The sequence below is a fragment of the Streptomyces sp. S186 genome (genome assembly GCF_051603415.1).
GTDB lineage: Bacteria > Actinomycetota > Actinomycetes > Streptomycetales > Streptomycetaceae > Streptomyces.
The window spans coordinates 7,341,673-7,355,409 of the sequence record NZ_CP193932.1 but is presented as its reverse complement, the minus strand read 5'-3'; the positions used below and the strand labels follow the sequence as shown (position 1 = coordinate 7,355,409).

General features: G+C 72.7%; 13 protein-coding genes. 7 read left to right on the top strand and 6 right to left on the bottom strand.

Translation table 11 applies throughout. From position 1 onward, the window contains the following. The first annotated feature begins 50 nt into the window (after positions 1 to 50). Entirely contained in the window at positions 51 to 1,538 is a 1,488-nt protein-coding gene (locus ACRAS8_RS31810) for a S53 family peptidase (RefSeq protein ID WP_438489436.1), read from the top strand. A gap of 34 nt (positions 1,539 to 1,572) precedes the next feature. Here ACRAS8_RS31810 and ACRAS8_RS31805 read toward each other — a convergent pair whose 3' ends face one another. Next, positions 1,573 to 3,972, bottom strand: coding sequence for a helix-turn-helix domain-containing protein (locus tag ACRAS8_RS31805; protein ID WP_438489435.1), 2,400 nt, complete (start codon positions 3,970 to 3,972; stop codon positions 1,573 to 1,575). 159 nt (positions 3,973 to 4,131) lie between these two features. Here ACRAS8_RS31805 and ACRAS8_RS31800 point away from each other — a divergent pair, with 159 nt between their 5' ends. The 5 genes from ACRAS8_RS31800 (at position 4,132) to ACRAS8_RS31780 (ending at position 8,078) form a co-directional block, all read left to right on the top strand. Then, a complete protein-coding gene (locus ACRAS8_RS31800; RefSeq protein WP_438489434.1) occupies positions 4,132 to 5,193 on the top strand; it encodes a BTAD domain-containing putative transcriptional regulator in 1,062 nt (353 codons plus the stop codon). 420 nt (positions 5,194 to 5,613) lie between these two features. Further along, entirely contained in the window at positions 5,614 to 5,814 is a 201-nt protein-coding gene (locus tag ACRAS8_RS31795; RefSeq protein ID WP_438489433.1) for a hypothetical protein, read from the top strand. A 151-nt stretch (positions 5,815 to 5,965) separates the two neighbouring features. Continuing rightward, positions 5,966 to 6,724 carry a PE-PPE domain-containing protein gene (locus ACRAS8_RS31790; RefSeq protein WP_438489432.1) on the top strand — a complete coding sequence of 253 codons (759 nt, stop codon included), beginning with the start codon at positions 5,966 to 5,968 and terminating at the stop codon, positions 6,722 to 6,724. A 273-nt stretch (positions 6,725 to 6,997) separates the two neighbouring features. Then, the gene (locus tag ACRAS8_RS31785; protein ID WP_438489431.1) at positions 6,998 to 7,393 is read left to right on the top strand and encodes a hypothetical protein; all 396 of its coding nucleotides are present in this window, start codon (positions 6,998 to 7,000) and stop codon (positions 7,391 to 7,393) included. 40 nt (positions 7,394 to 7,433) lie between these two features. Next, positions 7,434 to 8,078: a hypothetical protein gene (locus ACRAS8_RS31780; protein ID WP_438489430.1), complete on the top strand. Its 645-nt coding sequence runs from the start codon at positions 7,434 to 7,436 to the stop codon at positions 8,076 to 8,078. Positions 8,079 to 8,104: 26 nt separating this feature from the next. On the opposite strand, the gene ACRAS8_RS31775 is transcribed toward ACRAS8_RS31780, so the two are convergent. The 4 genes from ACRAS8_RS31775 to ACRAS8_RS31760 all read right to left on the bottom strand — a co-directional run bounded on the left by ACRAS8_RS31775 (position 8,105) and on the right by ACRAS8_RS31760 (position 11,813). Then, positions 8,105 to 9,247: a caspase, EACC1-associated type gene (locus tag ACRAS8_RS31775; protein WP_438489429.1), complete on the bottom strand. Its 1,143-nt coding sequence runs from the start codon at positions 9,245 to 9,247 to the stop codon at positions 8,105 to 8,107. Then, positions 9,237 to 9,617: an effector-associated constant component EACC1 gene (locus ACRAS8_RS31770; protein WP_438489428.1), complete on the bottom strand. Its 381-nt coding sequence runs from the start codon at positions 9,615 to 9,617 to the stop codon at positions 9,237 to 9,239. Before ACRAS8_RS31770 ends, ACRAS8_RS31775 begins: the two co-directional genes overlap by 11 nt. Positions 9,618 to 9,678: 61 nt before the next feature. Beyond that, a complete protein-coding gene (locus tag ACRAS8_RS31765; RefSeq protein ID WP_438489427.1) occupies positions 9,679 to 10,884 on the bottom strand; it encodes a hypothetical protein in 1,206 nt (401 codons plus the stop codon). Further along, positions 10,881 to 11,813, bottom strand: coding sequence for a hypothetical protein (locus tag ACRAS8_RS31760; protein ID WP_438489426.1), 933 nt, complete (start codon positions 11,811 to 11,813; stop codon positions 10,881 to 10,883). Before ACRAS8_RS31760 ends, ACRAS8_RS31765 begins: the two co-directional genes overlap by 4 nt. A gap of 265 nt (positions 11,814 to 12,078) precedes the next feature. Between ACRAS8_RS31760 and ACRAS8_RS31755 the strand changes: the two genes are divergently transcribed. Beyond that, positions 12,079 to 12,717: a PepSY domain-containing protein gene (locus ACRAS8_RS31755; RefSeq protein WP_438489425.1), complete on the top strand. Its 639-nt coding sequence runs from the start codon at positions 12,079 to 12,081 to the stop codon at positions 12,715 to 12,717. Between the two features lie 58 nt (positions 12,718 to 12,775). Here the strand turns inward: ACRAS8_RS31755 and ACRAS8_RS31750 are convergent, their stop codons facing one another. Further along, positions 12,776 to 13,681 carry an SAM-dependent methyltransferase gene (locus ACRAS8_RS31750; protein WP_438489424.1) on the bottom strand — a complete coding sequence of 302 codons (906 nt, stop codon included), beginning with the start codon at positions 13,679 to 13,681 and terminating at the stop codon, positions 12,776 to 12,778. Positions 13,682 to 13,737 lie beyond the last annotated feature (56 nt).

The following is a 13,737-nucleotide window of genomic DNA, read 5'->3' as shown; positions in this document are numbered from 1 at the left end:
ACGGACCAGTGCAAGGAGCGCCGCGACCTCGCTGTGGTCATGATCGGAGTGTGATCACCCCGAGCCCGGCGTCCGCGCGCCGTCCCCGCCGTCTGCGCCGTGCCCTCGCCGCGGCATCGGTCGCAGCCCTGGTCGCCACCGTCCCGGGCTGCGCGGGCGGCGCCGCCCCCGGGACGGCCGGTCCGGTGTCCTCGGCAGCGGCGGATGCCGCCTCACCGGCGCCCCCGTCGGCGTCCGGCTCGCCGCGGGCCAGGCTCCGGCCGTTCCGGCATGTCCCGTCGCAGGCCACCTGCCGTCGCACGCTCGGTTTCGCCTGCTACACCCCCGACTTGGTACGCCGGGCGTACGGCGTCGACCGGCTCAACTCCGCCGGACTCACCGGCCGCGGGCGCACCGTGGTGGTCTACGAGGAGGTCGTGCCCGACACGCTCAAGAAGGACCTCGAAACCTTCAGCGCGACCATGCATCTGCCCCCACCGGATCTGACCGTCGACCGGTACGCCCCGGCCGGGGACATCGCGCCGTTCGACGCGCACAACCCGCAGATGGTGGGCGCCGCCATGGAGACCACCCTCGACACCCAGATGGTGCACATGCTGGCGCCGGGCGCGAAGGTGATCGTCACCCAGATCGGCCTGCCCAGGCGGGCCTTCGCCTCCCCGTCCCCCTCCCCCACGTCCAGCACGTCCCGGCCCGTCCCCAGGGCCGAGGCCGACCGGGAGGCCAGGCAGGCGGCGAAGGTCGGTGCGGCGCTGATCCTCGACGGCATCGCGCAGAGCGTCCGCAGACACCGCCCCGACGCGATCTCGATCAGCTTCGGCGTCGAGGAGTACACCGCCGCCGGGAACAGCCAGGCGCCCGTGCGCGACCTGGCCTCATTCAGCGATGCGCTCGCCGGAGTCGTGGCACGTGGCACCACCCTGACGGCCAGTACCGGCGACTCCGGTGCCGCTCCGCCCATCGGGCCGCACGGCGAGCGGGTCAGGTCCGTTTCCTGGCCGGCCTCCGACCCCAGCGTGCTCGCCGTGGGCGGCTCCCGTCTGCATCTGGACGAAAGCGGCCGGCGGACCGGTCCGGACACCGTCTGGCACGACCGGGCCGGTGCCACCGGCGGCGGCCCCTCCCAGACCTTCGCCCGCCCCGGCTACCAGGACGGGGTGGCGGCCGTGGTCGGTGGGCGGCGCGGTACTCCGGACCTCTCCATGGACGGCTCCGCATCCGGCGGGACCCTTGTCTACGAGGGGTTTCTCCCCGCGGGCGCGGGCTGGCTGCCGGTCGGCGGGACCAGCGAGGCGGCCCCCATGTTCGCGGCGCTGGTGGCGCTCGCCAACCAGCAGGCCGGGCGTCGGCTCGGCGGCATCCACCAGCAGTTGTACGGGCTCGCCGCCGATCCCCGTAACGGAATCATCGACATCACCAAGGGGGACAACGGCCCCGACGGGTTCGCGGCGGCGCCGGGCTACGACCTGGCATCCGGACTCGGCACGGTCGACGCCGCCACCTTCGTGCCGAAGCTGGCGGCGAGCGCCGGACGTTGAGGCCGGGGCCTGGCCTCGGGATTTCATCGGGATTTCAGCGCCTTGCGCCAGGGTCGGGGTGTTCGTCGGGCTTGTCGGGGGCATGGGGAGTCGCCGGTTCCCGGTCCGCGGGGCCGGGCCGCTGTGGGCGGTAGGCCGCGGCAAGGTGGTGTTGGAGGCGGGCGTGGCGGAACTGGTAGACGGCGCCGGCCTGGCGGAGGACGCCTCGCTGGTAGGCGTCCTCAAGGAACGCGACGACGGACCAGGGCAGGCGGCCGGTCAGTGGCAGCCAGATGCGGGAGAAGACCGCCCACTGGCCCCAGGACGTCAGGCTGAAGAGGTAGCCGAGGGCGCCGCCGAGCCCGCTGATGACGCCGAGTTTGAGTGCGGCGGTGAGGTTCCAGACAACCGGGCCCAGCAGCACCGACAGGGGGCGCACCAGGAGCATGGATCCGAAGCCGACGAGCAGGCCGAAGGTCGGGGCCCAGATGAGGAACTGGGTGGCGACGGTGCGGCCGTTGGTCCGCAGCAGGCTGACGGGATTGACGGCGGACCGGATGTCGAGGGGGGTTTCGAAGAGCGTCAGCAAACCGAAGGTGGGGCCGGCCGCCAGCGCGAACATCACGCCGTAGATGAGGCCGTCGCCGAGGCTGCCGACCACGACGACCGGGAGGCTGATATGGCGCAGGGCGCCGTTGATCGCCCCGCGGACGATGCCGTAACCGGCGCCGAACACCAGGCCGCAGAGCACCCCGATCATCAGGCGGCGGAGGGGGCGCCGGCCGGTTCTGGCCTCCCGGCCGAATATCTTCATGCGGACGCCGGACGGCTGCACGGCCGCGTCCCTGGCCGCGACCATGAACCAGTACGCGATCCCGAACAGCACCCCGGAGAGGAGCCCCGCCACCAGGCCGTCCACGAGTTGGAAGGCGAAGGAGTCGAAGAGCGTGCCGACGACGCCGTCGACGAGCGCGATGGCCAGGCTGATCACCAACGCCGTCACCAGGGTGCGGGTGGTGCGGCGCATGCCGTAGCCGAGGCGCCACCATTCCAGGTTGGGGGTGTCGAGCCGGTTCAGGTGGTGGGCGAGGTAGCCGAGCCAGTACCGGGCGCGTTCCGGTTCCCAGGTGCGGAGCGGCCCGCTGCGGTGGTCGGGCCGTGGGCGGTAGACGGTGGTGGTGAAGTTGTCGAGGAGGTGGTCCTCCAGTTCCTCGGGGGTGCCGAAGCGCCGGGTGTCCAGCAGCGCGGACGGGTCGTGGTCGGGGGTGTTGCTGTAGACGGCGCGGGCGAGGGTGACCATCAGCGGGGTGGTCAGCACCGCGGCGAGGTTGGCGCCGGCCCGGCTGTCCGGGCGCTCGCGCAGTTCGTTCAGCACGGGGTCCCAGGCGGACGCCGAGCGGTTGCGGCCGCGGGCCTTGCGGGTGGTGCGCGGCAGGTAGTCCGCCAGGTCGTCCAGGGTGAGGTCGGTCAGTTCCACCGCGGCGGCGGAGGTGAGCACATCGGTCTCGGCCACCGCGGCGGCGTACTCGGACGGACGGCTGGTCAGCAGCAGCGGCAGCGTGGTGGCGTTGAGGGCTTCCAGTGCGGGGCGGCGCAGGCCGGCGGCGATCTCGTCGAAGCCGTCCAGCACGGGGAGGATGCGGCCGGTCTCGACGAGTGCGGCGGCCAGGCTCGGCCCGCCGGGGCCCGGGGCGGCAAGACCCGGGTGGTCCCGTGTCAGCTGCGCGGCCAGCCAGTCCCGGAGGGTGATGGCGGTCGGGTCCCATGAGCCGATGCTGAAGATCACCGGTACGGCGTCGGCCCGGCCCCTGGACTTCAGGTGGTCCAGGACGAACCGCACGGTGAGGATCGTCTTCCCTGAGCCCGAGCGGCCCAGCACGACCAGCCGCCCGGACGGGATCTTCCGGTAGACGTCCACGATCGCGTCCAGTTGCCCGCTGAGGTCCAGCGGGTCGTGGGTGCTCCCGGGCGGCATCCGGCGGATGTTGGCCCAGTGGTCGGTCAGTTCCTCGGCGACCGGCCGCCAGCGCACCGGCAGTGGATAGGGGTCGTGGACCTGCCGCTGCTCCTCCTCGCGGCGCCAGCGGGCGGCCACCGTCTGGGCGACCTGTTCGGCGACATCGGCCAGGGTCTCGTGCAGCGGCGAACCCTGTGGGCCCGTGGCGGCCGGTTCGGCGGGGGCGGCCGGCTCGGCGAAGGCGCCCGGTTCTTCCGGAGGGTCGGCGTCCGCGGTCCGGCGGACGGCGGACGCCAGCAGCCGCTCGCGCTCCTCGGGGCGCAGCCCGAGCGCGTCGGCGAGCAGCCGCACCGTGGTCACGCGAGGGTCGGCGCGCTCGCCGGTCTCCAGCCCGCGGATGGTGCGCACGCCCACCCCGGCGCGCTCCGCCAGCGCCTCCTGCGTCATGTTCGCCTCACGCCGCAGTCTTTTCAACAGCGTGCTGAACTCACTGGTCACGGGTCACGGCCTTCCCCCGGCGATGTGTGTTTCCCCAGGTGAGGGACTCTAGCGCGGCTACCGGCCGGATACGGCCGGTCTGCTGGCCTGTCCGTTTCATCGCCCCGGGAGCAGCGTCGACGGCAACCGCCCGATCGACTCATGTCAGGAGAGCCCGCAATGCCGACGACCGCGACCCTCGGTCGACCGACCGTCACCACGCTCACCCTCAAGGAGCGCGAGGTACTCCAGGCGGTGGGCTACGGCCTGACGGACGGCGAGATCGCCTCCGCGCTCGCCCTCCCCGAGAACGCGGTCGACGCACACCTCGCCCGGATCCTCGCCAAACTCGAACTGCGCGACCGGGCCGCCGCCATCGTCCACGCGTTCGACTGCGGGCTGGTCGAGCCCGGCCGGGGCCCCCGCGTGGCGGCCATCCCGAGGCAGCGGACCGCCGCCCGCCGAGCCTGCGAACCGCGAGTGCGGATCTCCGTCCTCGGGCCGCTGCGGGCCTGGCGCGACGGACAGCCGGTGGATCTGGGGCATCTCCGCCAGCAGGCCGTGCTGGCGGCGCTGGCACTGTGCCCGGACCGGACGGTCAGCCAGGAGGAACTCCTCGACGGTGTGTGGGGGATGGAGCCACCGCTCACAAAAGTGGTGCCGGTGTACATCTACCGACTGCGGAAGGTCCTTCAGGTCGAGCCCGGCACGGAGTCGGTGATCCAGCGCGACCGGTGTGGCTACCGGCTGGCCCCCGGCGCGGTCGAGGTGGACGCGGCGCGCATGGAGGAACTGGTCACCGCCGCCGGTGCGGCCGAGCGGGCCGGTGAACTGACCGAGGCGGTCCGCGTCTGCACCCAGGCGCTGGAACTGTTCCGCGGGGAGCTGCTGGCCGGGCTGCCGGGACCGTTCGCGGAACTGGAGCGGCTACGGCTCGCCGAGCGCCGGATCGCCCTCGTACAGCGGAAGCTGGACTGGCAGTTGCGGCTGGGCCGGCATGCCGAGGCGGTCGGCGAGCTGTGGGCGCTGGCCGCGGCGCAGCCGTTGAACGAACCGATCGCCGCGATGCTGATGCGGGCGCTGTACCTCAGCGGACGGCAGGCGGACGCGCTGACCGTGTTCGGCCGCACCCGCCGCCGTCTGGCCGACGAGCTGGGGGTGCTGCCGAGCCGGCTGCTGAGGCGGACGCACGAGATGATCGTGCGCGGATCCGACGCCGGCCTCGCCGGGACCACGCCGTGACCCCACCGGCGCCGCGTACCCGCGGTGAGGAACTGCTGTTGGCCCGGATCTCCGCGGCGGCCGGCCGTGCGCACCTCGGCAGGCGGCTGGCCACTTATCCGGCAGGCGCGTACCGGTCTCGGTCCCTGTCCCGGCCCCGCTCCCAGTCCCGCAGACAGAACGGTCTGTTCCGGGCGACATCGACCGGAAGCGGATCGTGCTGGAGGGCAGACCGGGGCACGGGGACGCGGAGCCCTGGGAGCGCGAGATCCGACGGGCCGTCACACATGCCCAACTCCCGCCGGCCCTGGCCGCGCTCGACAGGGGCGAACGCCCGTCACACATGCCCAACTCCCGCCGGCCCTGGCCGCGCTCGACAGGGGCGAACGCCTCACCTTCGGGGACGTCTGGCTGACCTCGGAGCGGATCGGATCGGGAGAGATGTCCACGCCCTGGTCGCAAGTGCAGCGGATCGAGCGAGTCGAGCGGATGGAGCGGATCGAGCGGGGGGATCCGGAGGAGACTTTCGTGATCACCTTGGATGGAAAGCGGCACAGACTGGGGCCAACCACGTCCAATATGCCGAATCCGTTTGTTTTCCGGGCAATTGTCGAGCGCTTGCGTGCCGAAGGCGGGGGCTGATCGTCCGTGATTTCGCCCGGGGGCGCCCGGGGCTGCCCAGGGCGCCCGGGGGCATCCAGGCATGCGTTTCATCGTCATTCCAACGACCGTCGCTAACCTCATTTCCTCACCCAGCAGTTGTTCCGGAACCAGCTCAAGGAGAAACCGAGCGATGACCCTGCGCACCAGATGGAAGAAGGCGATCGGCGCGGCCGGGGCGGCAATGGCCACCGTGGCCCTCACCGCCGCCACACCCGCCGTCGCCCACGCCGCTCCGGTGCACCACTACTACCTGGAGGTCGGCGGCACGGGCTCGGCAGCGCCCGCGCCCGACTGCACCTCCACCTACGCCTTCGCCAACAAGCACCTCAACGGCGGCATTCCGGTACCGGTCTGCTATCCGGCGAGCGCCGGGCCCTGGCTCAACGGCCACAACGCTCCGGACGTCACCGCGCCGAGCTTCGACGCCAGCGTCCGCGAGGGATACCGCAACCTGCTGGCCGCCGCCGAGGACACCTACCACCGCGACCCCAACGGCCGGTTCACCCTCGTCGGCTACTCGCAGGGCGCGCAGGTGGCCGACCAGGTGCTCCAGACGATCGCCGCCGGCCGTACGGACATACCCCGCTCGAAGGTGAACGGCATGCTCTACGCCGACCCCATGCAGCCGGGCACGGGCGTCTGGGCGCGGGTTCCGAAGGGCTGGAGCGCCCTGGGGTTCACTTCCACGGGCGCCGGCCCGGCGAAGTTCGACGGCGTCCCGGTGCAGCGCTTCTGCATCCGCACCGACCTGGCGTGCGACGCGACCTCGATCCAGTCCGTCCCCGGCTTCCTGCAGCAGCACCCCAAGTACTGGCAGGAAGGCAACGTCATGACGCAGACCATCGGCCACGACGGCGGTGACGGCGTCACCTGGTACGACGCCCGATAAGGCGGCAAACCAACCATGCTGCGGGGCAGTCGGGCAAGGGGCCTCCCTTGGGCCGGCTGCCCCGCAGCCATGCGCTCCGTATCCCCTCTCGAAACCTCCGGACCGGCACGTCATCGGCCTCCGCCCCCGCGCGTCATCGAGGTTTCATCGTCATTTCAGTCCCTCCCACCACAGTGAGCCGTACAGGCGCCGAACCGCGGTCGTGCGCCTGCCAGTCCCCTACGCGTATCCGTGTCCGTGGGTACGCGTCCTCAGTGAGTGAACGGTGTCGCTGTGAACGATCTCTTGCACAAACTGGTCTCCGCCGTCATCACCGGAGCGCTGATCGCCCTGGTGGGATACGTCAGCGTGGCCGTACGCAGGCGGCGGGTCGCCCGTGAGGAGGCCGCGGCGCCGGCCCCGGTCGAGGATCGCACGCAGGCTCTGCTGCGCCAGGCCCAACAGGCGGACGCCGCCCGCGATGTGCTGGCCACCCAGGGCCGGCACGCGGACGCACTGGTACCGGCCAGGGAGGCCGCCGATGCCTGGCGCGCGCTCACCCGGGCCCGGCCGGGGCGGTTCCACGCGGAACGCAGGGCGGCGCTGGACTGCCTGAGCGAACTCCTGGACGCCGCGGGCGAGCAGCAGCAGGCGGCCCAGGTCCGCCAGGAAGCCGCCGGCCTGGCCTGACGAGCCGGCTTGTCCCGACGAAGCGAGGAGACCGCACAACATGCCCGCCGCGACCTGGACCGGCCGCAAAGCCACTCCCGAGGATGCCGCCGCCGACATCTCCGCAGCCCTGGGAGACGAACTCCGGCTGCCCGAACGGCCGTTGGCCGCGACCTTGCCGGCCGAGAGCACCGGCGTTCCGGCCGGCAGCCTGCTCCCACCGCGCGAACGGTTCAGCGGAATGCCGGCGCCGACGCACTGCTTCGTCTACGTCGACGCCCAGGCACCCAGGCCCTTCGAACTCCGTGCCGCGGTGCTGAGCGGACGCTCGGGAATCCGTCGCAGCCTCGGACTGGGGCACCTTCTCTACGCGGTGCCCCTGGCGATCCGACTGGTCCCCTCCCCCGTCGAACTGAGCACGACCAGCGGCTCCACCCCCGCCCTCTTCGAAGGCGACCCCGCGGCTGCGAACCGCCTGAACAGCGACACCCACCTGCTCGAAACGGCCCGTGCGCTGACGCCCGCCACGGCCGGGCCCGACCGGAACCACACCTGGCAGGTGGCCCGACGGCTGACCATCGAACCGCTCCCCCACGGTGCGGTCCTGCTGGTCCAGACCCTGCACCGCCCCACCACCCGTGCCTGGACCCTCGGCGCCACCGGGGTGCTGGACTTCGCCGCCGGGGTGGAGGCGGCGCTCGGGTAGCAGCGCCGGGGCGGCGCAGGCACGTCCTACACCCTGGTCTCGCCGGCCGCGTGGGCGGGGGTTGTGGCGCCGGCCCGCTCCCGCCAGACATCCAGGCTCGCGCGGGCCGCCGCCAGGCCCGGGTCGTCGGACGGGACCGTCGGCTCCCAGTCGGCGACCGTCTCGCGCAGCAGGGCGTATGCCCGCCGCGGCTCGCCGGCCGCGCCGGTCGCCGAGGCGTGGGCGTGGCGGTAGCGCAGGGTGTCGAGGTCCGTCGGACCGAGGTGGGCGACGGCATCGGAGGCGATCGCCGCGAAGAGAGCCGCCGCATGCCGCAGTCTGCGCAGACCGCCGGTGGCTGCCGTTGCCTTGAGCCGTTCGGCGAAGCGGGCACGGGCGAGCAGGCCCTGGCGGGTGACCGCCGTGCCATGGGCACGGTTCCGGAAGAGGGCGACGTCTCCGCTGTCGCCGAAGGCACGCTGCAGGGGCCTGGGAAGGCCGGCCGCGGGGAGGGCGACCTCAAGGTGACGGTAGAGGGTGGTCAGGTCGAGGTGTTCGGGACCGTCCGGCACTCCCTCGGCCAGCAGCCCCAACAGGGTGGCGGTGAAGCCGGTCTGGGGGTAGCCCTCCGGGGTTCGTGCACGCTTCGTACGGCCGGCGGCCGCCAGAATGTGGACATCGGCCGCCTTGGGCGCGTCCAGCGCACGGCCGGCGAAGCAGCAGTCCAGGACCACGACCTTGTGCCGGGCCTGGACGGAATCCAGTGCCTGGAAGACGGTCGCGACCGGCAGCGAGGTGTGTTCCGCGCTGCTCCCGTCGTCCACGGTGCCTGGCAGGGCCAGACACAGCCGGTCGCCCGGGCCCACCACGCCATGGCCGGAGAAGGAGAACAGGAGCAGGTCGAGCCGGTCCCCGCCGGGCGCGGGCAGCAGCCGCAGCACCTCGGCGGGGGTGGGCGGATCGACCCTGGAGTGCACGGTGCTGGGGTCGAAGAGGCCGTACGGACCGGTGAGTTCGGCGGTGAGCGCCATGACACCGGCCGCCGCCTGCGGGAGCTGGGGCAGGGTGCTGGGCACGACCTGGGTGGCGGTGCCGATCAGTACGGCGGCCGATCGCCCCGGGGCGGGGACGATCGGCGGCCAGGGCGGGGGCTGCGCCCGGGAGTGCTGCTCAGGCTGCTCAGTTGCCATCGCCGGGGCCCGGCTCCAGGAAGCGGCGCAGCTGTTCCTCGACCGCGGCGGCGTCCCGCGGGTCGGTCGCCGACAGCTCGATGTGGGTTCCGTCCGGCCGGGTCACCTTCAGGCTGACGCTGCGGTTGCGGAACCGCTGGCCCACCCATACGCCGACCGCGGCGACCAGTGCGTCCAGCACCGGCCCCGCGGCGTTCAGCACCTCGGCCGCGTCCGCGAGGCCGCCCTGCTCACCCGGGGCGGGCGGGACCATCCGCAACCGGGCCGCACCGCTGAGATCCTCGTCGTCGTTGAGCCATCGGGCGAGGGAGCGGGCCAGGTCGTCGGTCTCGTCGGCCGGAGCGTCGAAGGTGAACGTGAGGGGCTGCACAGCGTTTCTCCAAGGGGTGGGAATGCAAGTGGTGGGAATGTGGCGGGAATTCAGGGCGCGTTCAGAAGTTGGGGGCGTAGGGGTCGGGGCCCGGGGCGGCGGGGGCACTGCCCGCGTCCGGGGGTGCGGTGCTCCGCCGGGCGGTGGCGAACAGCGGCGGGCGGCCGGGGATCTCGTAAGGGAAGCGGAAGGCCGCCGCGGCCTGCGGGACGTCGACGAGATCGGCGAGGATCTTCTCCCATTCACCCAGCGGCTGGGGCACCTCCTGACGGTAGGTGGTGTCCAGCCAGGTGCGCTGCATGCCGGTGAGGTTGGTCCAGGCATCCGCCGACTCATGGGGCGCCACCGTCCGGGCCACCGCGGCGCCCGGACTCGCAGTGGGCGGCGCGAGGATGGCGGCGATCTGCTCCGCGAGCGGGAGAACCGCGTCACCGACACCGGCACTGCCACCGACGCCGGCACAGACACCAGCACCAGCACCAGCACCAGCACCAGCCAGTGAGACCCGCAGGCGGTACGCGGGGCCCGAGAGGGCGGCCAGCGCATCGTGGTACAGCGGCGCCGCGCGCAAGGCGAACGGGTCGGGCGGAATGTACTGCGTGAACACCGGGTTGGGCCGGCCGGGCCGGCAGAGCCGACCGTACTCACGGGCCAAGTACCCGAGATAGGCGAGGAGTTCCGGCGGTGGCGCGTAGGGTTCCAGGCAGATCGCGGCCACGGTGGGGGCACCGGCGCGGGCCAGTGCTTCCCACACCGGTTCCCAGCTCACGGCCTCCCCGATCAGCGGGGCGACGGCCACACCCAGCCGGAAATCGATGTCCGGCCGCTGCAGCCACGCCCAGGAGAGCCGTTTGCGGACCTCGGCAAGACGGGACGGTGCCTGGCCGAACGGGACCAGCGCGGTGTGCAGTTCCCCGACGTCCTCGATCGGCTCGGCCCGTACGTGCCGGGGGCAGTCGGCCAGCGCGTCCCGCAGGGCGAGCGCCGCGGCCGACGCCGTCCGGCCGTCGGGGCCGGGCATGCGGCACAGCAGGGTGCAGGCCACGGCGGATCCGGGTGCGGTGGTGTAGCGCAGTTCGAAGGCGCGGCCGTCGGGCTGCCAGTGCCGCGACAGCCAGACCTGTTCGAGGTCGGCCGCCTCGCGGCGGCGCTGGGCCTCGGGCAGCCCGACGTGCGCGCCGTTCTCGTAGATCGCCGGTTCCGGTGCGAGCCGGAGCCCGGCCCAGGCCCAGGCTCCGGCGGGCCCGGCATGGGCCAGGACACTCATACCGTGGGACCGGCCTCGCCACCGGGCCGGGGGTGCTGTCCCAGGGGCTGGGCCTGTTCCTGGTGCTGCTGCGGTGGCACGGCGGGAACGGGCGGGACGGCGGGCGGGGCCGCGGGCGGCGGCGGAGCGACGCCCGGGGACGGGGCGGCCGGGGCGGGCCCGCCGGCCGTCGGCGCCGTGTGTGCCTCGACCGCGACCATCAGCCCCTCACGGCAGGCGAGGTGGACGGCCTCACGCATGGCGCGGGCGCCCTCGCTGCGCAGCATCTGCCGTTCGATGCCGTTGTCGCCCTTGAGGGCCCGGAAGAAGTCGCCGAGGAACTGCGCCATCAGTTCCGTACCGCGGCGCGAACGCCACATCATCCAGCCGAGGTAGAGGCTGCTGCCGTAGTTGAACACCGAGACATAGGCGGTGTACGGGTGGCTCTTGAGCGTGATGCGGGGGCCGAACGGCTGGGGAGCGAGGGGGTAGCCGCGGCTGCCGAGTGTCCGGAGGATCGTCGCGTACACCGTCTCCGCGCGGTCGGGGCGATCGGGCAGCAACACCCGCCACTCGCCGACCGGTTCGGGCAGCCGGGACATGAGCAGGACGAGCAGGAACACCACGAACGAGGCAAGGAACGCGAAGCCGAACCAGCCGGCCCCGCTCGCGTCGCCGCTGCTGCTGGGCTCGTCGCCGTACAGCGAGTACGAGTGACTGGACGACCCCAGGCCGGACATCAGCGAGATGAACCCGATCCAGGTGGGGACCACACCCGCCAGGAACCCGGCGATGGCCGCCCGCAACCACAGGAAGAAGATGGTCTTGCCGGGAACGCTCTCGTTGAGGGCCAGTTCGACGGGCTGGTAGCGCAGGGTCTTGTCCAGATAGGCGGCATTGCCGTCGCCGCCGCGCCACCCCGGCAGCGGCGTCGCGTTTCCAGTGATCATGTCTCCCCTGATGAACAACGCGAATCGAAGCGGACCCGCGACATGCGCCGGGGCCCGCGCCCCTACTCTGGCACAACCTCCCGCGACGTTCCGTCACTTCGCCGACTACCAGGGTCGGTTGAGGCATGGCGGCTTCCCGTCGACGTGGCTTCAGCTCGGCTTCAGGTGCGTTCGGCCACTGTGGTGGCACGGCGTTCGACAGCACCGGCCCGAACGACCGGGTCCGAACAGCCAACAGGTCCGAACAACCAACGCAGGAGAGCACATGAAGCGCCACCTCGTCCTCGCCACCGCCGCCGCGGCCGCTCTGCTGGTGGGCGGTGCGGTCACCGCCGTCGCGGTCAACGGCAGCGGCTCCGGCACCAGCGCACCGGCTACGGCGCAGGGTCCGGGGTCGGGCAACGGCCGTCAGGACATCGAGGACCTCCGGGAGGCCCACGCCGCCCAGGTGACCGCGCCCCAGGCAGCGGCCGCCGCCCTCACGGCCGTCCCCGGCAAGGTGTCCGGCCTGGACCTGGACCAGGACCGCCCCGGCCTGGTCTGGGACGCGGACGTGCTGGGCAACGACGGCAAGTGGCACAAGATCACCCTCGACGCGCACACGGCACGGGTCCTGAACCAGCGCATCGACCGCGGCGGCGACGACGATCACGCCCGGAAGCACGCCGCCCTGGCCGGCGCCCAGACGGACGCCGCCGGTGCCGCCCGTAAGGCCGCCGCCGGGTACGGCACGGTGACCTCCGTCGACCTGGACGGCGACCACCGCATCAAGGCCGTCTGGGAGGTCGAGACCATCACCGAGGACGGCACGGAGCACAAGCTGCTCCTTGACCCGCACACCGGCGCCCTGAGCGTGGCCCCGGCGCGTGACGCACACGACGACCGCGACGGCGGGGACGACTGAGCGGCTGGGCGGCGGCCCGGCTGTTCAACTGCCGTCGCGCCGCCGGCCGCAGGCCGGTTCAGACCATCGTGCGGCGGGCGTGGAAGAGGCCCCAGCGCAGCAGGCCGCGGCGGGTGACGTCGGCCCACAGGGGGAGGTTGGCCAGCAGCTCCTCTACATAGGCCGGGCTGATGACGGTGCGCAGCTCGGCCGCGCGGCGGTGCACCTCCTCGTCGAGGCGCGCGTAGTGGGTGGCGAGGGCACCGGTGCGGTCCTCGAAGCGGGCCTTGAGGCCGAGTTGCGACAGGCTCTCCAGGTAGCCGGACGGTGTCGCCAGGTGCTGGGTGATGAGCCGGGACAGTGCGGGCCGCAGGGCTTCCGGGGGTGCCTGTTCGTCCGCCATGATGTCCGAGAAGACCAGTCCGCCGCCCGGTTTCAGTACCCGCACTGCCTCGGACAGCGCTCCCTTCTTGTCCTCGACGTGACTGAGTACCTCCAGGGACCAGACGACGTCGAAGCGCCCCGCCTCGTAGGGGAGGTCGGCAAGCGAACCGGTGACGACCTCGATCAGGCCGTCCAGGCCCCGCCGGACGTTCGCCGCGCGGTGCCGGTGGTTGTGCTGCTCGCTGAGGTCGAGGGCGACGACCCGGCAGCCGAACCGCTCGGCGAGCGCACGGGCCGAACCGCCGTATCCCGAGCCGAGGTCGAGCACGGTGGCGTCCGGGCCGAGCAGGTCCGCGACCTGGTCCGCGGCGTACCGCACGGTGCGTTGCGAGGCGTCCGCGACCGGCTCCTGCGCGTGGGCGTAGATGCCGATGTGGATGTCCTCGCCGCCCCAGATGGCGTCGTAGAAGCCGTCGACGTCGCCGGTCTCGTAGTAGCGACGGGTGCTCTCCTCGCGCTCCCGCGCGCCGGTGTCGGCCGTGGCGTCGTCGGCTCCGGTGTCATCGGCCCGGGTGTCGTCAGCCCTGGTGTTGTCTGCCATGGCGGGTGGATTCCCCGCGGATCGAAGGTCGATTCGCCCGGGCCCGTTGACATCGG